This is a genomic window from Shewanella sp. SP2S2-4 (genome assembly GCF_031932025.1).
GTDB lineage: Bacteria > Pseudomonadota > Gammaproteobacteria > Enterobacterales > Shewanellaceae > Shewanella > Shewanella baltica.
This window is the reverse complement of the sequence record NZ_JAUOER010000001.1, coordinates 113,033-132,018: the sequence shown is the minus strand read 5'-3', so window position 1 is coordinate 132,018 and position 18,986 is coordinate 113,033. Positions and strand designations below refer to the sequence as shown.

Sequence of the window (18,986 nt, the reverse complement as noted above, 5' to 3'; positions counted from 1 at the left end):
TCTATTGCTGCCAAGTCTCAACTAAGCCTTGGCTACTGATACTAACGACTTTATTGGTATCTCGAATTGCCACAGAGTATACAACGGCTCCTCGATTTTGGCTGTTTTTAGTGAGTGTAACCTGCCATTTTTCGATTTCTTTACCCGAGTCGCGTTGCCACAGTATGACTTCCCGCGCCGGCGTTCCCGTTAATATCTGGCTGTCTTGTTTGATAAACCGCACCGCGGAAAAGTTCATCTGCCGACGTGTAATATCTAACTGATTTAACAGCTTACCGCTAGTGTTATCCCAGATTTTGGCTTCATTTGTGCTGCCATTGGTAAAACTTAGTGTGCCACTGTCGTTAAGCGCCACTTTAGTGATACGGCTGCCTAAGGTCCAAGTATGAAGCGGCTGACCCGTTTGCGCCTGCCAAAGAATCGCCTGCATATCATTCGAACCCGTTAATGCTAATCGACCATCCGCGGAGAGGGCCACGCTATTGACGCGATCTTTATGTCCCAGAAATTTGATTAAGGCACTTTGGGCAGCATTGAGCGACATAACTGAACCATCATTTAAACCAATGAGTAGTGCGCCATTATCGGCTACCGCCACGCTTTCACCGGATGAAGGCAAAGACCACCATCCTAGGGATTTTCCGTCGGCTATTCTCCACATGGCAACTGAATCTCGGCTTAACGACGCAGCAAATAGTCCGTTGGGCGAAATCGCCGTACCTGTGACGCCAGTATTGATATCGCCATGTATCCATTGGTATTTAAGGGTATGAGTGCTGAGATCCCAGCATTGAACTCCACTGCTTTGGGTGGCGACTAAGGCGAATTGTCCATTGCTTGATAGGCTCGCGCTATAGCTAGGTTCAGTGGTGAGAACGCTAATGTCTTCCGCTTTAGGATGGCAAGCTGTCAGAAAAATTGTGCAAATTACCAGCAGTAGATTTTTCTTCATGAACTTGCTCCCTAAGTTGCTGTCTTTAGACTTGATCAAGTGACATTAATCACTGTTAACCCATAAAGAATCTAGTTGGTATAACCGAGATAACTAGTATAAAGTTGTCTCGCTTAGGTTATTGTAACCGCTTGAGGATGCTGAGGAAGCTTTAATGAAATCGATTTATAAATTATCGTTAGTTGCATTGGCTGTTATTGGCCTATCTGCTTGTAATCAAGAAGAAAAAGCAGCTGCTGCGAGTACAAGTGTTGAATTAACGACAGAAGCTCAAAAAGAAGCTTATAGTGTAGGCGCTTCAATCGGTCGTTACATGTCTGGCCATATCAAAGAGCAAGAAGAATTAGGCCTACCAGTTGATCGCACTCTGATCGTCACTGGTTTCACTAATGGTCTGAATGACCAATTAAAATTAACCGAAGAAGAAATGCAAACCATTCTTCAAGGTCTAGATAAAAAGTTAAACGATAAACGTCAGGAACAAGCGACTGCGATTTCTGCTAAGAACATCGAAGACGGTAAAAAATTCCTTGAAGAAAATAAGGCTAAGTCTGGCGTAGTGACAACTGAGTCTGGCTTACAATATGAAGTATTAACACCAGGTACTGGCGAAAAACCTGCCGCAGAAGACACTGTAGAAGTGGATTATGTGGGTACGTTAATCGACGGTACTGAGTTCGACAGTTCATACAAACGTGGTCAAACGGCTAAGTTCCCACTGAACCGCGTGATCCCAGGTTGGACCGAAGGCGTTCAATTAATGCCTGTTGGCGCTAAGTACAAGTTTGTTATTCCTGCAAACTTAGCCTACGGCGAGCGTGACACTGGTACTATTCCACCAAATTCCACACTGGTTTTTGAAGTTGAATTGAAATCAGTTGAGAAAGCGTCTGCAACGCCAGCCGCTGAACCAGCAGCTAAAAAGTAATGAATTAACTGCCGCGTTTAATACGCAGTAAGTGAAATACCGCTCCTAAATGGGCGGTATTTTTTTGTCTGTAAAAATCACATTATTGTTTTAATGCTTAATTTATTGTCATGCTATACAAGGTTTGCAGTCTTTAGTCATGTTTAGTTTTGTATAGCAACCATCAATATCTATCGGATATGCCAATGGATGAGATTAATCATTAAATCCAGTCCGTTTTAGCGTTGGATTTATTTCAAAATGATGAAGACTAAATTACGTTTTAATGATATCTACTATCTTTTAAAGCGCCGAATTCTTTACATTTTATTGGGTATTGCATACCGATAAAAATCATTAAAATATCACATTAAAATATTGGTTATTATTTGTTCGCGCCAGTGATTTGGCTGAGCATATGTGTATTACTCTTACTGTTTGTTTTTATTTGGCTAATACTTTCGAATTATCACCTTGTTCTGCTAGGTGAACAGTGTCATGTCCATAATCATTTACTCATCAATGTGTTACATTGGCAATGTGCGATCTTGCCCTCTTTTTTTAAGCATTCAACTCTGAAATAATCCGCCCGCACGTTAATAGAAGTTAGCGGCAATATTATAATAATGGGGTTGATGATATGGATAATGTTAATAAGTTAACGGCGATTTCTTTAGCTGTCGCAGCGGCTTTGCCTATGATGGCAAGCGCAGATGTGATGATTACCGAATATGTTGAAGGTAGCTCAAACAATAAAGCAATTGAACTGTATAACAGCGGCGATACGGCAATTGATCTCGCGGGTTATAAACTGGTTCGTTATAAAGATGGGGCAACTGTTGCATCAGATATGGTGGCATTAGATGGCCAATCCATTGCGCCTAAAACGACTAAAGTCATTTTAAATTCTAGCGCTGTGATCACGCTTGACCAAGGTGTTGACAGTTACTCTGGCAGTTTAAGTTTTAATGGTGGTGATGCGGTCGCACTCGTTAAAGATGATGCGGTTGTCGATATTATTGGCGATGTACCAACACCAACGGGTTGGGGATTCGACGTTACCTTAAAACGTAAATTAGATGCGTTAGTGGCGAATACGGTATTTAATGCCGCCCAGTGGGAACAATTACCTAAAGATACCTTCTCAGGATTAGGTTATCTAGAAGCCCCAGCAGAGCCAGAAGTGCCGCTCTTTAGCTGCAGCGGCGCTAAAATAGTGCCGATTTATCAAGTACAAGGTGCGGGTGAGTCTAGCCCTTACGTTCCAGAAGGTGCATTTGAATCTGAAGCTGAAGTCACAGTGCGCGGTGTCGTGACGGCCCGTGGCGAAAGCTTGTTTAAAGGTTTTTATCTACAAGAAGTGAAAGGTGATAACTCACCGTATACCTCTGATGGTGTGTTTGTATTCTTAGGTGAATCGGTACCTGAAGCAATTCAACCTGGGGTTGAAGTTTGTGTACAAGGTAAAGTGAAAGAATACTTTGGCTTAACTCAAATCGATATTAAAGCCGATAAGAAATTTGAAGTCGGCGCTAAGGGTGAAGTTCCAGTTGCCGCGCCTTTCTATGTCGCCGATGGCGAAACCTTAGCGCAAGCATTAGAGCGTTATGAAGGCATGAATGTGGCTTTAGATGCGGGCAGCGATCTTAAGATCAGCCGTACCTTCAGCTATGATTACGCTGGCCGTCGCAACAACATGTTAGTGTCTTATCAAGCGCCTTTGATGAAGTCGACACAGCTTTATCCCGCGCTTTCTGCTGAAGCGACTGCGTTAGTTAAATCTAACCTCGAAAACCAACTCTTTATCGAATCTGATTACAAACCTGCCGACGGTGTTATTCCATACTTCCCTGATTTCAATGTGGAAACGGGCTATATCCGTGTGGGCGACCAACTGACTAATCTGCAAGGCGTGATTGGTTACAGCTACGGTGCTTATCGTTTAGTGGCAACTAACACTATTACTGCGGGTGATTTTATCCGTGGTGATGACAGAACTGATGCCCCAAGCGTCGCCACTAAGGGCGATCTGCGCGTGGCTAGCTTTAACGTGCTTAACTTCTTTAACGATGTTGATGGTGGTGATACCAATCCATCAGGTAGTAACCGTGGCGCCCTAACGCTTGAAGAAATGGTGCTACAACGTACTAAAATCGTTAGCGCTATTACTGCCATGAACGCCGATATCGTCGGTCTGATGGAAATTGCCAACAACGGTTTTGGTGAGAAGAGTGCGATTAAAAACTTAGTCGATGCACTGAACGAGAAGCAAACGCCTGAAAACGCGTATAGCTTTGTTGAAATCACCGACGCTGACAAGTATGACGGCAAGTACTTTGGCACTGATGCTATCACTGTGGGCATGTTATACCGCGGCGGCAAAGTGACCTTAGCAGGTGCTGCTCAAGCTATCGATACTCCTGAGCAACATGCCAGTGCTGGCAGCGTGACTCGTACTAAAGATGGCAAAACTGAGACAAATCCAGGTAACGATGCTTACCAACGTCACAGCTTAGCGCAAACCTTTAAAATCCATGATGAGTCGCTGACCGTAGTCGTTAACCATTTGAAATCTAAAGGCTCAGGCTGTTTAGAAGATTGGGCTAACTTTGAAGAGTCAGTCGATCCTGCTGATCAACAGGGCAAGTGTAATGCTTTCCGCGTATCTGCGGCCAAAGTCTTGGGTGAAACGCTAAAAGACGTGAAGGGCGACTTACTGATCATCGGTGATATGAATGCCTACGGTATGGAAGATCCTATCCGTGTGCTGACTGACTTTGATGCGAGCAAGTCAGATCGTGACATCATGACCGCTTCGTGGACGACGCTCGATGGCAAAGTATTTGAACGCCAAGGCAGCAAGATTGAAAAAGGTTATGGCCTGATCAACTTGAACACGAAAGCCCACGGTGCAGGCACTTACTCTTACAGCTATAACGGCGAGCTAGGCAACTTAGACCACGCTTTAGCCAATGCTAGCTTAGCCAAACGTTTAGTGGATATTGAAGATTGGCACATCAACTCAGTGGAATCTAACCTGTTTGAATACGGTAAGAAGTTCTCTGGTGATCTAGCTAAATCTGAAAATGCATTCTCTGCATCGGACCACGATCCTGTGATCGTTGCCTTAAGCTACCCAGCGCCAGTAGTGCCACCAAAACCTGAGCCAACGCCTAAAGATGATGGCGGTGCTTTGGGTTATTTAGGTTTAGCACTGATGTCCTTGTTTGGTTTACAACGTCGTCGCCGTTAACCTGAGTAACGGGTGAACTCACAAGTGTTATTTGTGAGCTAGACTGAAACGAAGGGATGGTTCGCCATCCCTTTTTTAGTTGTTTTTTTCAGTTTTTATTAGGAGTGAGTATGGATACAGTCTCAAATCCGCTGAAAACCATTAAAGCGAAAGCGCCACTGTGGTTTTACTTTGTCGCAACGCTCAGTTTATTGTGGAATATCATGGGGCTGATGGCCTTTGTGATCCAAATGACCATGACGCCGGATGCCTTGGCGCAAATGAGCCCAGATCAAATCAAACTCTATGAAACCACGCCGGCTTTCGTTGATGCGATATTTGGCTTTGCTGTAGTGTCGGGTGTTCTAGGATGTCTATTGTTGTTTTTACGAAAATCCCTTGCCTATAAAGTGCTAGTTGCCTCGCTTATCGCGGTTTTGTTGCAAATGAGCTATGTGTTTTGCATTCAACAAGCGGCTGTGGTGCTGGGGGCTGACGCGTTAATCATGCCGAGTGTGGTGGTGATTTGGGGATTGTTTCTCGTCTGGTTTAGCCAGTTGAGTATCACTAAACAATGGTTAGCTTGAGTCTAATTTTTACCGAGATTGACGGGACTGGCTTAGCGCAAACTAGTTGAACTTCATCCACTTCGCAGTAAACTGCTGATTGGTTTTATTGACTAGGAAGTTGCAATGAGTATTTGGTTTAGAGCTGTCACGTTAGAGGATTGCGCGCGTTTAGATGCCGGTATGGGCGGCAAAGGCACCTTGATGCAGACCTTAGGGATTGAGATCAGTGAGATTGGCGACGATTATATGAAGGCAACTATGCCTGCCAGTCCTGCAGTGCATAACCCTTTGGGGATAGTCCATGGCGGCGCGAATGTTGCGCTTGCTGAAACCGTTGCCAGCTATGCAGCAAACTTTGCGGTGGATTTTGAGCAGTACTATTGTGTCGGCCAAGAAATTAACGCTAACCACTTACGGGCTTCCCGTAATGGGCTATTAACCGCCACGGCTAAGCCTATTCATTTAGGAAAACGCAGCTCTGTATGGGAAGTGTTAATCCATAACGGCGCCGGTGAACTGACCTGTATTTCACGGATGACGGCGGCTGTCGTTAAACGCTAAATGCTAAATGCAATAGCCCAGCCTATTTCCTGTGGTGTGAATGGCGTATCAATCGTTTGATTTAAATAATATATAAATAAGGATTGGATATGGATAACGCGACAATTTGGGAATGGGTTGGTTATTTAGCGTCTGTGGTTGTCGCAATATCACTGATGATGTCGAACATCAAAAAACTGCGCTGGTGGAATCTTATCGGTGCGGCTTTATTTGTGGCCTACGGCGTGGCAATTGGGGCTTATCCTGTTGCCTTAGTGAACTTTTTTATCGTACTGATAGACACTTATTATCTGGTTAAGCTTTACCGCGAAGCCGACTTACCCGCCAGTTAATGGCAACGCATCATCTTTCTCCGCTTTTTTGTACCGCACTCTGCTTTACAGCACTCAGCTTCATCGCAGCAAGCAGCCATGTTGGTTTTCAACCGCATCTTAAATGATGTGAGCGGACCATTGGCTGTGAGTCCGCGCAATCGTTTATCGACTTTGATATTTTTCTTTTAATCTTTTTTATAGATTACTTGAATCTAGTTTAATCGTTTTATTCTTTGGTGGTAATTATCTATTCTTGCTCCATCGACAACACGTCGCAGCCAAGGAGATAAACCATGGCCACCATTTACGATTTAATTGAAACCTGGTTAACCAGCAATCAAGACTAAGGAGCAGGGCATGAGTCAACAACATCAAACAAGTCAGTACTTAACGAGCCAAAACGGCGCCCCAGTGGCCGACGATCAAAACTCTCTGTCGGCGGGTGAACGTGGTCCTTTGCTATTACAGGATTGGCATTTAATTGAAAAGTTAGCCCATTTCAACCGTGAGCGCATTCCTGAGCGTATCGTGCATGCCAAAGGTACTGGCGTTTACGGCACATTTACCCTGACCAAAGATTTAAGCGATTACACCATTGCCGACCATTTCAATGGCGTTGGTAAGCAAACTGAAACCTTCATTCGTTTCTCGACCGTCGGTGGTGAAATGGGTTCAGCCGATGCTGAGCGCGATCCACGCGGTTTTGGTTTGCGTTTCTACACGGCTCGCGGTAATCACGATATTGTGGGTAATAATACGCCGACTTTCTTCTTGCGTGACGGGATTAAGTTCCCAGACTTTATCCATACGCAAAAGCGTAATCCCCAGACAAACTTAAAAGACCCACAGGCCATGTGGGACTTTTGGTCATTGAATCCTGAAGCCATGCATCAAGTGACCATTTTGATGTCGGATCGCGGTATTCCAGCCAACTACCGCCAAATGCACGGTTATAGTTCACACACTTTCTCGCTGTGGAATGCCAAGGGCGAGCGTTTCTGGGTGAAGTTCCACTTTAAATCCCAGCAAGGCGTGGTCAACTTAACCAATGAACAAGCCGATAAATTAAAAGGGATAGATCCCGATTCATCACAGCGCGATATGGTGGTTGCTATTACTGATGGTAACTTCCCGCGTTGGACGGTTAATGTGCAAATTATGCCTGAGGCAGATGCCAATACTTACCATATCAATCCATTTGATTTAACTAAGGTTTGGCCGCATAGCGACTATCCATTACTTGAGATTGGTGTATTAGAACTGAATCGTCTGCCACAAAACTATTTTGCCGAAGTTGAGCAAGTGGCATTGGCACCGAGCAATTTGGTCCCAGGCGTCGGGGCTTCACCCGACAAGATGTTACAAGCGCGTTTATTTGCCTATGCCGATGCCCAGCGTTACCGCATTGGTGCTAACTACAACCAGTTACCGGTGAACTGCCCACATGCGGCTAAGGCAAATCACCATCAACGTGCGGGCGCTATGGCGGGCACACAATGCCCTTACCATGGTAGCCAAACGGGTGGCGACGCTTCGGCAAACTATGGCCCGAACAGCACTGCTGATGCCTTGGTTGAGCCAGTAAACTTTAGCGAACCACCACTGCGTTTAGAAGGTGAAGCGGCGCGTTACAGTCGTTATAACCAAGACGATTATACCCAAGCGGGTAATCTGTATCGCATCTTCTCTGAAGCGGAGAAAGCGCGCTTAGTGGCAACGATTTCAGGTTCATTAAGTCAAGCGAGTGTAGATGTGCAGCAACGTATGGTGGCGCATTTCGAACAAGCCGATGCGGATTACGGTCAACGGATTAAAACGGCATTAGGCCTATAAACTGCGTTTCTAAGTCGACACTGTTTATCTCAATACAACCGCTGTAAGTAGAAAGGCCAGTGATGTTTATCACTGGCCTTTGTGTTGCCTTAATTTAATATGATCAATGATCTAGAACAGTAGTGTTGCTACGCCTAACAGTGCGAACAATACGGCGCAGCCGCGGTGTATCCACAACATAGGCAATTTTTCGGCGCTGAAATGGCCTGCGATCACCACTGGTACGTTGGCAAGCAGCATGCCTAAGGTTGTGCCTGCAACCACCATAGTTAATGAATCGTATTTTGCGGCTAACACTACCGTTGCGATTTGCGTTTTATCCCCCATCTCGGCGATGAAAAACAGGATAAAGGTGGCGAGGAAGGGGCCCATTTTATAGAAACGGCTCTCTTCAGCATCGACTTTATCTGGGATTAACACCCAAAGGGCTATCGCGAAGAAGGACGCAGCCACTAAATAGCGGGCAAGATCTGGGCTGACCCAGTTAATCGCCCATTGGCCAATCCAAGCGGCGGCAAAATGGTTGAATAAGGTCGACAACAAAATGCCTAAAATAATGGCGGTTTTATTTTTAAATCTTGCGGCAAGAATTAGTGCAAGTAATTGAGTTTTATCACCAATTTCGGCAATAGCAACCGTAAAGGTTGAGGCAAGTAGGGCTTCCAAGTGTGATCCTTTAGGGGTGGTTAAGACATAAGCACAATAAACCGTCCACCCCTAGGTGCAGTCATTGTGCTCAGGTCTTGCTGGGCAAATCGATGATTTGCTGTGAACACCATGGCGTGTGGCCAAGTATGTTGATGTTCACCCTAGATGACGATGGTTCGACATCCAGTTAGCTACTCCCCCGAAGCGAGGTGGGCATTATACCTAAGTGAATTTCGGTTTCAAGCACGAGTTTATTACAGTAGGCATGAATGAATGTTTGACGGGTGTCAGAATAATACCGCGCGACATTCTGTAATTATATGAATATAAATGGGTTAATTTTTTGACAGCGTTGTCTTTTGTTGCTAATTTAGCCAAGTCATTTCTACTTGATTACATACTATTAACTCGTAGTGATTCGATGACACCTACCGTATTTGGCAAACTAATTGAAAAGTTAGGACGCAAAGCTTCCGGTCTAAGGTTGTAAATGGATTTTTTAGTGAACTAAGATAGCGGAGTTGCCGCAGAATTCGATTTCTGTGAAAGATAAACGACTGCTGTTTAATGCTGTTGTTTGCCCAAATACCACTTTTATACCTAAGCCCAAGCCAATACTGGCGAAGATGGGTGCAAATGGAGTGCATTAAAGTGGCAAATCCTACTGTTTTTTCCCCTGTTTCTAAATTGAGTTTATTGGCCGCCGCAGTGATGGCGGCAAATACATTTGTGAGTATTTCTGCACAGGCACATGGTTATGTTGTGGCGCCAGAGTCACGTTCCTATGCCTGTAAAACCGGCAACAATGCCAACTGTGGTGCGGTGCAATGGGAACCGCAAAGCGTTGAAGGACCATCAGGTTTTCCTGAGTCAGGTCCTGCGGATGGCAAACTGGCGAGTGCGGGTAATGGTGCTTTCTCGCCTTTAGATGAACAGAGTTCCAGCCGTTGGTCAAAGACAGATATTAAAGCGGGCTGGAATAAGTTCAGCTGGCAGTTCACTGCCAATCATGTCACCCGCAATTGGCGTTATTATTTAACTCGCCAAGATTGGAATCAAAACCAAGCTTTAAGCCGTGCGAGCTTTGACTTAGCGCCATTCTGCGTGGTCGATGGTGGCATGGTGCAGCCGCCTAAGTTAGTGACCCATGACTGCTATGTGCCAGAAGGTCGCAGCGGTTATCAAGTGATTCTAGCCGTGTGGGAAGTGGGCGATACCACCAACAGTTTCTACAATGCTATCGATGTGAACTTAGATTCGGGTCCCGTCGTACCGGGTGAATGGCTCGATGTGGGCGACATCAATCCGTCACTCGATCTCAAGGCGGGCGATAAAGTGATGACCCGAGTGTTCGATGCCAATGGTGAGCAACCGGCTAAGCAAACAGTCATTACCATTAGCGATGCGACTCAAGGTGATAAACAAAATTGGCCTTTCCTATTAGCGAGCGCGATTAATGCCCAGCAGTCTCAGTTAAAAGCGGGACAAAAAAATGCATCAGGTGTGATTGAGCCTGTGTATGGCAAAAACGACATTTTTACTGCGACGACTTCAGGTATTGAGCGTGTCGAAGTGGGATTTGATCTGGCGCCCGCACCGGGCAACAGCTTAGAAGTCACTTCACTTGCCGACGATTATCAAATTATCGACGGCGCGGCGCAGGTTCGTTTTGACGTCACTAGCAATGCTGAAATGTTAGTGTCTGCGTATTTGTTTAGTCACGATGGCACGGCAGCCGGTTTTGTCAGTCAAACCGTTAACAATACCAGCGCGAGCTTAGTGTTAGACGTGGTTGCGCCTAAAGCTGGGCATTATCACTTGCAGGTTAAAGCTGAGCCTAAACAAGGTGATGTTATTCAGCAGAACTTTGATCTCTTCTTAAAGGATCAAGCACCAACGCCGGAAGCGGATTTTGTCTTCCCTGAAGGGGTGAAAGGTTACGTTGCAGGCACTACAGTGTTACAGCCTAAAAATGGCAAAGTGTATCAATGTAAGCCATTCCCCTATAGCGGCTATTGCATGCAGTGGTCGGTTTCTGCCACAGGATTTGAGCCAGGTGTTGGCGCTTCTTGGACTATGGCGTGGACTGAACTGTAAATTAACATCTTGAGTTAATTGATTCTCAACATGAGGTGATTGGGCTTAAACACAGCGAATATGTTTAAGCCCATATTCAGCGCGCTTGCGACTGTCAAAATATACGTTTTACCTCGATTCCCCCACAATGCTGAACCCCACGTATTTCCAACAAAGGTAGCGATTTTGTTAGCTTGTATGTTTTCGTTTATCACAGCGCTATTAAGTTGTTACCGTACAGTGCGCGACTTATCTTTGTTCACAACTGGCTTGCCCACTGGGTTTGGCTCTGTTAATGTCCCAAACTATCTATTTTACCTATGTTGTTATTAGGATTATCACAATTGAAAGTCATGCCACTTTTATGCAACCGATTTAGTTAGCCTCAATGGCTACTGGGTTGAAATATTCAAAAGCTATTGGGGCCAATTGATCTGCAGGAATGAGATCCGATTGGATGCTTTTTGAAGCTGCTTTAAGTGATGTGTTGCTTATTTCGATTTAAGACGCAAGGCTTTATCGGTTCAAATCTTACTCAAATAAAATAATAATTAATCATTGAACAGGACTATTGTGTGAATTCAAAAATGTTAGGCTCGATCGCCATCGTTGCCGGGACGGCCATTGGCGCAGGTATGTTAGCCTTACCTTTAGCTACCGCGGCTTTAGGTATTATTCCGGCGTTAGTGTTACTCGTCGTTATTTGGGGCGTATCTGCCTATACCTCATTACTGATGCTCGAAATTAACTTACGCACTGGCGTAGGTGATAACGTGCATGCCATTACGGGTAAATTACTGGGTAAAAAAGGTCAAATAATTCAAGGCGCTTCTTTCTTAAGTTTATTATTTGCTTTGACTGCGGCTTATCTCACCGGTGGGTCATCGCTATTAGTGCTTAAAGCGAAGAACATGTTCGATATCGTGCTCGATAATCAAGTCGCCGTATTGTTGTTTACCTTAGTGCTCGGCGGATTTGCGGCGCTAGGAGTGGCTTGGGTCGATAAAGTGTCCCGCTTCCTGTTTTCGTTAATGATTTTACTGCTGGTGGTTGTGGTGTTATTTCTCCTGCCTGAAGTCAGTATTGCCAGCATGGCAACGGGCGCGATTGCCGAGTCGATGACCAGCAGTTGGATGGCGGCGATTCCCGTAGTGTTTACATCTTTTGGTTTCCACGTTTGTATTGCCACTTTAGTGCGTTATCTGGATGGCGATGCAGTTTCACTGCGCAAGGTATTGTTAATCGGTTCGACGATTCCACTGGCTTGTTATGTGCTTTGGCTATTGGTGACCTTAGGCACAGTAGGCGGCTATGAAGTCAGTGGTTTTGAAGGTTCATTACCGTCACTGGTGACGGCATTACAGGATATTGCCCATACGCCTTGGATCAGCAAATGTATTTCGTTATTCGCCGATTTAGCCCTAGTGACCTCATTCCTAGGGGTGACCTTAAGCCTGTATGACTTTGTCGCCGAATTAACCCGCGCTAAAGAGACGTTTGCCGGCCGTATGCAGACCTGGTTGTTAACCTTTATGCCGCCAGTATTATGTGCTCTGTATCTGCCAGAAGGCTTTGTGGCGGTACTGGGATTCGCGGCCGTGCCATTGGTGGTGATGATCATCTTCTTGCCAATCGTGATGGCATTGCGTCAACGCCAAACACAACCAGGCGGTTATCAAGTGTCGGGTGGTTCTATAGGCTTAGTGATGGCAGGTTTGTTAGGCGCTGTGATTGTGGGCGCGCAGCTATTTGTTGCAATCTAACGGCTTGGTATTTAGCTCGCAGCTAACGTCAGTATTGTAGCGAACGCCGCGGGGTAGCGCTGATGAAATGTATTTGCTTTGTAAGCGAATTTTTCTGAGTCTGTTATAAAGTGTATCCCATGTGATAAAGTCAGGCCCCGGCCTGACTTTTTGCTTTTTAGGTTTTAAAGCGAGTGATGCTGGGTTTTAATACAGTGACTTAAGATAAAAACAACACGATTAAAACGAGAACATGGCCCAGCTTGCGCGTGGCTTCATTCACATAAAACGGACTTAACACAATGAAAAAATGGTTACTCACAGTTGCCGTGGCCGCCAGTTTTGGCGCTCAGGCTGACGAAGGTATGTGGCAGCCCCATCAGCTGCCCGCTATGGCCGATGAGCTTAAAGCAAAAGGGCTAGAAATTGATGCCAAATCGATTTCAAAACTCACTGAATTCCCAATGAACGCAGTGATCAGCCTTGGTGGCTGTACCGCGTCATTCGTATCGCCAAAAGGCTTGGTGGTCACTAACCATCACTGTGCCTATGGTGCGATTCAATACAACTCCACCCCAGAAAAAAACCTGCTGCAAGATGGTTTTTTAGCTAAGACCTTCGCCGATGAATTACCTGCCACACCGGGTTCACGTGTGTACGTGACCGAAGATGTGACCAATGTGACTGAGCGCGTTAAAGGCGGGCTTGAAGGCAAAATGGGCAGTGACTTCTATCAAGGCGTTGAAAGCCAAGAAAAAGCCTTAGTAGCTGAATGCGAAAAAGAAGACGGCTACCGTTGCCAAGTTTATAGCTTCCACGGCGGTCTTGAATATTATCTGGTTAAACAACTGGAAATCCGCGACGTACGCTTAGTCTATAACCCAGCCGCGAGCGTGGGTAAATACGGTGGCGACGTCGATAACTGGATGTGGCCACGTCACACAGGGGATTTTTCTTTCTATCGCGCCTATGTGTCTAAAGCGGGCAAACCTGCCGATTTCAGTAGCGATAACGTGCCATACGAGCCAAAAAGCTTCTTAAAAGTATCGGCTAAAGGCGTGAGCGATGGCGATTTTGTCATGGTCGCTGGCTACCCAGGTCGCACCAACCGATATCGCACCGCCAATGAAGTACAAAATCAGTTCGAGTGGGCTTATCCAGAAGGTAAGTTATTGCGCGAGCGCTTTATTGAGATCATTAAAGATACCGCGCCAGAGGGCAGTGACGAACGTATTAAGTACGAGAGTCAAATTGCTGGCCTTGCAAACTACGCGAAAAACTTCACCTCAATGATCGAGTTTTATGGCAAATCCACCATGCTGGCGGACCGTAAAGCCCGCGAAGCTGAGCTTGCAGCGTGGATCGCTAAAGACAGCAGCCGTGAAGCGAAATACGGCAAAACCTTAGCAAAATTAGACGCGTTAATTGCCAAGAGTAAAGCGCATCAAGAGCGTGACATGATCTTAAGCTACATTGGTAGCACGACTATGTTGCCAACGGCGCGCAGCTTGTATCGCTTAGCGAACGAGAAACAACTGCCGGATATGCAGCGTGAACCTGGCTTCCAAGAGCGTGATATGACTCGCCTCAAAGCGAGCATGGAGCGTATCGACCGTCGTTATGCGCCAAGCGTCGATAAAGCCGTGTTATTCGATATGCTGAAACGCTACGCCGCACTGCCAGAAGACAAACGTCTACCCGCATTGGATAAAGCCTTTGGTATCGATAAAAAGTTCAACGAAGCTAAGCTTTCGAAAACCTTAGACAAAATGTACGCCAAAACTGAGTTAGGCAAAAAAGACGTGCGTCTGGCATGGATGGATAAATCCGTTGCCGATTTTAAAGCCTCTAAAGATCCTTTCATTCAATTCGCCGTGGCTATGTATGACACAGATATGGCTGAAGAAAAGAAAGAAAAAGAACTGGATGGCGAGCTGATGAAAGTGCGTCCTCAGTATATGGATGCCATCATTGCCTACAATCTTGAGCAAGGTAAGCCAGTGTATGCCGATGCGAACTCAAGCCTGCGTGTCACGGTTGGTCATGTGAAAGGCTACTCGCCAAAAGACGGTTTAGTGGCTGTGCCATTCACTCGCCTTGAAGGCATAGTGCAAAAGGACACAGGTGTTGATCCTTTCGATGCGCCGAAGAAAGAGTTAGAGCTGATTAAGCAGAAGCAATACGGTGATTTCTATGTGAAAGCCATTGATTCTGTACCGGTTAACTTCTTGTCGACGTTAGACACCACCGGCGGCAACTCAGGTTCACCCACCCTAAACGGCCGCGCTGAATTAGTCGGTCTACTGTTCGATGGTGTGTATGAAAGCATTATCGGTGACTGGGCATATGACGATAACATCAACCGTTCAATCCAAGTAGATAGCCGCTATATGTTGTGGGTCATGAAATATTTAGACCATGCCGACAATCTATTAGCTGAGATGGAAATCGTTAAGTAATCTATTGCCGCACCAGCGATGGTGCGGCCTATAATGGCATAGTGAATTTGGATTATCAGCATTCAAGTGCGACTTAGTGCTTTAAGAATACTGAAATAACAAGATAATAAAATAGCGATAAACTCACTGGATTTATCGCTATTTTTTGTGCAATGACTGCTGATAGCTGTTGAGATAGAGTATTGATAGGTGCGCCATGGTATTAGCTCACCTTTTTAGCATTATCGGCACCTGTGGACTGAAAAGATTACGCAATTTGCTTTCTCGGTTGCTTGGCTATTGCGATCATTTTCATATCTGCGGCGTAATATCACTGTAGGTACAAGGTTTAAATACAAATTAATCTTTATCCGAGCAGTTACTCATTTTCCCAAAGTGATAAAGGTTGAATAGAGCACCATTGCCAGAATTTCGTTTCCACCATGTCACTTGCCGCGGCAGCATCGCGCCCCTCAAACAAGCGCCAATTTTCCTCTGCAGATTTCAGGGCATACTGTCTCAAGTGACCGGAGACAGTCTCGAAATCGGATGGCTCAAGAAGAAACATGCTGCCATCCCTGAAATACTCCCAAGGCATCTGATCTTTAGGTTGTCGTTGATGATTCTGGAAGAACGCCTCGCTGTAGATACTGGCCGAAGCGCCTGCCGACACACAGTCGTTCCAACGTTGGCAGCGAAAGAAATACTCGTCCTCAGCCTCAGCTGTGCCACTTAATTCACTGTAGGGGCAAGCTCGTTCCCAAGGTTTATCGATATTGGTTTCGGCTATACCTTTGCGCGCCAGTTCAATCTCATGGGGCTTAGGAAGCATCTCCAATAACAAGTCATAGCCAGTTTTTTCCTCAGCAATGGAAATAGAGGCTGCGCTGAGCAGCGAGACACAAAGTAAAAAATTTGCTTGAAATAACCTTGTTCTGAATCGCATTTTTGCACCTAAGTCACTGTTGATAAGAAGTTGAAATACATATCAATCCTAATCATCGAGTTTACTTTTCCAAATAGACAAAGGTTCGACCGCGCACCATTGCCAGAATTGCTTTTTAACGAGTTTGTCAGCTTCGCCAGTACTGCGCCCTTCAAACAAGCGCCAGTTTTTTTCAGCAAATTTCAAGGCATGGTTATACGAATGTCCCGAACCGCCACCAAATTCTGCATCATTCTTGGCCAAGTCTTCGCCATCTTGTTTCCACTGCTGAGGGATTTTCTCCCCCGTTTTATGGTGCTTGAAAAAACCTTCAGTAAACTGACTCGCTGAAGCTCCCATCGTCTTACAGTCTTGCCAGCGGCGACAACGGAGATGAATTTCGTCTAAGTCAATATCGCCCGAATCGTCAAAGAGCAAGCGAGAACTGTTATATGGGCATGGCCGCTCCCAAGCATTCTCTATGCTTGTTTCTGCTACGCCTTTACGAGCAAATTCAACCTCATGCGGTTTTGGTGCATTCGCAAGGATGCTTTGCACTGTTAGTACTTTTTCTTCCGCTATAGAAGTAGGTGTAGCGCTGAGCAGTGATATACAAAGTAAAAGTTTTACGTGAGATAACATTATTCTGAATCGCATTTTTGCAAAGTCCTTTGAGCATGAGTTTAGCTAGCTAAAAATGGGAAAAACCAACTGAAGTTATAGCCTTAGTTCCATTATGTCTTCGTTATTGACGATTCGTTTTCGGCGTCGTCTTTGTATCCGTTAATGTCTTGGTGTTTACTGAATGAGTAAACATTTTCTATTTATAATTTCATCAGCATATAAAAATATGGCTTTCGGAAAAAATTAATTGCCCTTTTATAAGGAGATGTATTGCTGATGGCTATAACACTAAAGAAGGATTTCTGACTAATTAGCTGTATAACTCAGCGCATCTTAATATAATTTTGATTTGGTTATTAAGCTGCTTATATGTCATAGATGGTTTTTATTGTGATACTGCTATTAATTGTGATGTAACTAAGGCGATGGTTTCTGCAGTGTAAAAATATGTCTCAAGCTTTGCAGTAATATCGAGGCTGAATTATTTTGCATTTTATCGTAATATCGTTCGCGCTTATGTTTTTAAGCTATGAGCTAAATTTCTATTTACCCACAGAAAAGGATTTTTTATGGGACATAATACTTTTTTAATTACTGCAGTCTTGGCCACTACTATTTTTGGGGCCACTGCTTTTGTGGCTAATGCTGAACCGCTTTTCAGCCCCTTTCCGGATGCTAAATCGCCTAAAGAAAAGCGCATCCACTTTACGCCCTTTGAACTTATCACCGCAGTGAATGGTGACAAGTTCACTCTGTTGCCTGTATCAGGAAAATTGACTCGACAAAGCGTTGAGTTACCCGAGGGGTATAGTCCTGAACATGTGATCAATAACTATTTGGCACAGCTAAAAAAGCTGAATGCTGAAGTGTTATTTAGTTGTCAGGCCGTCACCTGCGGTGATGGTCAAGCCATGCAAACACAGCTAAAGCCGCTCAAAAGCGTGAATGCCGACTTTCACAGTGCTTACGTGGCGGCAAAACTGAAAGGTTCTCGCGGTGAGGTTTACGCCAGTATCTATGTCGTCAATCGCGAGGATAGATATACCTATCTGCAAGTCGATATCCTTGATTCTATTCCTGAGCCGCTAGACTTGATCCAAGCCAATAGTGACTTTTTACAGCGGGCACCGAAAGAGGTTGAGATTAAAGATAGGCGTAGTGACGATGCTCAAGGAGCGACAGACCATCCTTTATTGGGGCGCATGCCCGGCAGTTATATTTCAAGTTACAAACAAACTAACTTTACCCAAGTGCCTGTATTGGTAGGGATGTCGGGCGCAGATTATCAAACCAAATCGCTGGATGCCAAGCTTACCCAAATAACTTATCAGATGCCTGAAAGCTATTCGTTGTTTGAAATCAACAGCAATTATGCCGCAGCAGCACAAAAGCTGGCAGCAGAGCGGGTATTCCATTGCAAAGGCACGGCTTGCGGCGACGATGATAGCCTGATTAATGCCATCAAATTAATCAAGGACGATAAAGAGGACGAATGGCAGGAGTATCAGCTGTTTAAGCTTAGTCACGCAAAGGGCGATGTTTACTTCGATATCTATTCCCAAGGATATTTCGATGGCACACCTGCCGATACTACCCTCAGGGTAATGGAACTCTCTACTCTGAAGGATGATCGAGTGGCGATTGACCTCAATGCTTTGACCGATGCGATTAGTCAAACTGGTAAGGCGACGTTGGAGGGATTGCTGTTTGATTATGACAGTGAGCGCATGTTGCCTGAGTCTAAACCTGTACTCGACGTACTCGCAAGCTATCTTAAGCAGAATCCGGCACTGAGTTTCTATGTGGTCGGACATACAGATGACAAGGGCGAGCGGAGTTACAATCAAAGCCTGTCGGAGCGGCGCGCTGCGGCTGTGATTAAGCAGTTGAGTGACGGGTTTCAAATTCCGTCGGCCCAATTAACCGCCCACGGTAACGGGGAATACAGCCCAATTGCCAGCAACACGAATGACGCCGGACAAAAACTGAATCGCAGAGTGGAATTAGTGCTTCGTTCGGATAAAAAGTAGCTCATATTAATAAGCTTGAAAGGGGAGCTTCGTTTTATAGAAACGCCTGAGCCATCTCAGACGTTTCTATCTTCATTGGAGCTCATTGGCAGATATTGTTCTGCGCGGGCATTTGTCTCAAATTGAGGCTAGCTG

General features: G+C 45.3%; 14 protein-coding genes and 1 riboswitch. Of the genes, 10 read left to right on the top strand and 4 right to left on the bottom strand.

Annotated features, from left to right (window positions below; translation table 11 throughout):
- Position 1 precedes the first annotated feature (1 nt).
- A complete protein-coding gene (locus tag Q4Q54_RS00635) occupies positions 2-952 on the bottom strand; it encodes a hypothetical protein (protein WP_311987202.1) in 951 nt (316 codons plus the stop codon).
- Positions 953-1,106: 154 nt separating this feature from the next.
- Between Q4Q54_RS00635 and fkpA the strand changes: the two genes are divergently transcribed.
- The 6 genes from fkpA (at position 1,107) to katB (ending at position 8,368) form a co-directional block, all read left to right on the top strand.
- Complete coding sequence (gene fkpA, locus Q4Q54_RS00630; RefSeq protein ID WP_006080412.1) at positions 1,107-1,880, top strand: FKBP-type peptidyl-prolyl cis-trans isomerase; 774 nt, start codon at positions 1,107-1,109, stop codon at positions 1,878-1,880.
- A gap of 619 nt (positions 1,881-2,499) precedes the next feature.
- On the top strand, positions 2,500-5,112 hold the full coding sequence (exeM, locus tag Q4Q54_RS00625) for an extracellular exonuclease ExeM (protein WP_311987200.1): 2,613 nt from the start codon (positions 2,500-2,502) through the stop codon (positions 5,110-5,112).
- Positions 5,113-5,222: 110 nt separating this feature from the next.
- Positions 5,223-5,678 (top strand): hypothetical protein, encoded by a 456-nt coding sequence (locus tag Q4Q54_RS00620; protein WP_012090062.1) that lies wholly within the window; start codon positions 5,223-5,225, stop codon positions 5,676-5,678.
- Positions 5,679-5,783: 105 nt separating this feature from the next.
- Complete coding sequence (locus tag Q4Q54_RS00615; protein ID WP_259545089.1) at positions 5,784-6,221, top strand: PaaI family thioesterase; 438 nt, start codon at positions 5,784-5,786, stop codon at positions 6,219-6,221.
- 89 nt (positions 6,222-6,310) lie between these two features.
- Entirely contained in the window at positions 6,311-6,553 is a 243-nt protein-coding gene (locus tag Q4Q54_RS00610; RefSeq protein ID WP_006083966.1) for a YgjV family protein, read from the top strand.
- Between the two features lie 339 nt (positions 6,554-6,892).
- Positions 6,893-8,368, top strand: a complete 1,476-nt coding sequence (katB, locus tag Q4Q54_RS00605) for a catalase KatB (RefSeq protein WP_311987195.1) — start codon at positions 6,893-6,895, stop codon at positions 8,366-8,368.
- A 111-nt stretch (positions 8,369-8,479) separates the two neighbouring features.
- Here the strand turns inward: katB and Q4Q54_RS00600 are convergent, their stop codons facing one another.
- Positions 8,480-9,034, bottom strand: a complete 555-nt coding sequence (locus tag Q4Q54_RS00600) for a TMEM165/GDT1 family protein (protein ID WP_106651452.1) — start codon at positions 9,032-9,034, stop codon at positions 8,480-8,482.
- 411 nt (positions 9,035-9,445) lie between these two features.
- Positions 9,446-9,545, top strand: a riboswitch (cyclic di-GMP riboswitch).
- Positions 9,546-9,667: 122 nt separating this feature from the next.
- Here Q4Q54_RS00600 and gbpA point away from each other — a divergent pair.
- The 3 genes from gbpA to Q4Q54_RS00585 all read left to right on the top strand — a co-directional run bounded on the left by gbpA (position 9,668) and on the right by Q4Q54_RS00585 (position 15,293).
- Complete coding sequence (gene gbpA / locus Q4Q54_RS00595) at positions 9,668-11,113, top strand: N-acetylglucosamine-binding protein GbpA (protein WP_311987193.1); 1,446 nt, start codon at positions 9,668-9,670, stop codon at positions 11,111-11,113.
- A 566-nt stretch (positions 11,114-11,679) separates the two neighbouring features.
- A complete protein-coding gene (locus tag Q4Q54_RS00590; protein ID WP_311987453.1) occupies positions 11,680-12,855 on the top strand; it encodes an aromatic amino acid transport family protein in 1,176 nt (391 codons plus the stop codon).
- A 281-nt stretch (positions 12,856-13,136) separates the two neighbouring features.
- A complete protein-coding gene (locus Q4Q54_RS00585; RefSeq protein ID WP_311987191.1) occupies positions 13,137-15,293 on the top strand; it encodes a S46 family peptidase in 2,157 nt (718 codons plus the stop codon).
- 358 nt (positions 15,294-15,651) lie between these two features.
- Here Q4Q54_RS00585 and Q4Q54_RS00580 read toward each other — a convergent pair whose 3' ends face one another.
- Entirely contained in the window at positions 15,652-16,218 is a 567-nt protein-coding gene (locus Q4Q54_RS00580; protein WP_311987189.1) for a hypothetical protein, read from the bottom strand.
- Positions 16,219-16,266: 48 nt separating this feature from the next.
- Positions 16,267-16,839, bottom strand: a complete 573-nt coding sequence (locus tag Q4Q54_RS00575; RefSeq protein ID WP_311987187.1) for a hypothetical protein — start codon at positions 16,837-16,839, stop codon at positions 16,267-16,269.
- Between the two features lie 551 nt (positions 16,840-17,390).
- Between Q4Q54_RS00575 and Q4Q54_RS00570 the strand changes: the two genes are divergently transcribed.
- On the top strand, positions 17,391-18,851 hold the full coding sequence (locus tag Q4Q54_RS00570) for a DUF4892 domain-containing protein (protein WP_311987185.1): 1,461 nt from the start codon (positions 17,391-17,393) through the stop codon (positions 18,849-18,851).
- Positions 18,852-18,986: the final 135 nt, after the last annotated feature.

Coding starts and splice junctions, on each gene's coding strand:
- Q4Q54_RS00635 (WP_311987202.1), bottom strand. CDS start 952: ATGAAGAAAAATCTACTGCTGGTAATTTGCACAATTTTTCTGACAGCT.
- fkpA (WP_006080412.1), top strand. CDS start 1,107: ATGAAATCGATTTATAAATTATCGTTAGTTGCATTGGCTGTTATTGGC.
- exeM (WP_311987200.1), top strand. CDS start 2,500: ATGGATAATGTTAATAAGTTAACGGCGATTTCTTTAGCTGTCGCAGCG.
- Q4Q54_RS00620 (WP_012090062.1), top strand. CDS start 5,223: ATGGATACAGTCTCAAATCCGCTGAAAACCATTAAAGCGAAAGCGCCA.
- Q4Q54_RS00615 (WP_259545089.1), top strand. CDS start 5,784: ATGAGTATTTGGTTTAGAGCTGTCACGTTAGAGGATTGCGCGCGTTTA.
- Q4Q54_RS00610 (WP_006083966.1), top strand. CDS start 6,311: ATGGATAACGCGACAATTTGGGAATGGGTTGGTTATTTAGCGTCTGTG.
- katB (WP_311987195.1), top strand. CDS start 6,893: ATGAGTCAACAACATCAAACAAGTCAGTACTTAACGAGCCAAAACGGC.
- Q4Q54_RS00590 (WP_311987453.1), top strand. CDS start 11,680: ATGTTAGGCTCGATCGCCATCGTTGCCGGGACGGCCATTGGCGCAGGT.
- Q4Q54_RS00585 (WP_311987191.1), top strand. CDS start 13,137: ATGAAAAAATGGTTACTCACAGTTGCCGTGGCCGCCAGTTTTGGCGCT.
- Q4Q54_RS00580 (WP_311987189.1), bottom strand. CDS start 16,218: ATGCGATTCAGAACAAGGTTATTTCAAGCAAATTTTTTACTTTGTGTC.
- Q4Q54_RS00575 (WP_311987187.1), bottom strand. CDS start 16,839: ATGTTATCTCACGTAAAACTTTTACTTTGTATATCACTGCTCAGCGCT.
- Q4Q54_RS00570 (WP_311987185.1), top strand. CDS start 17,391: ATGGGACATAATACTTTTTTAATTACTGCAGTCTTGGCCACTACTATT.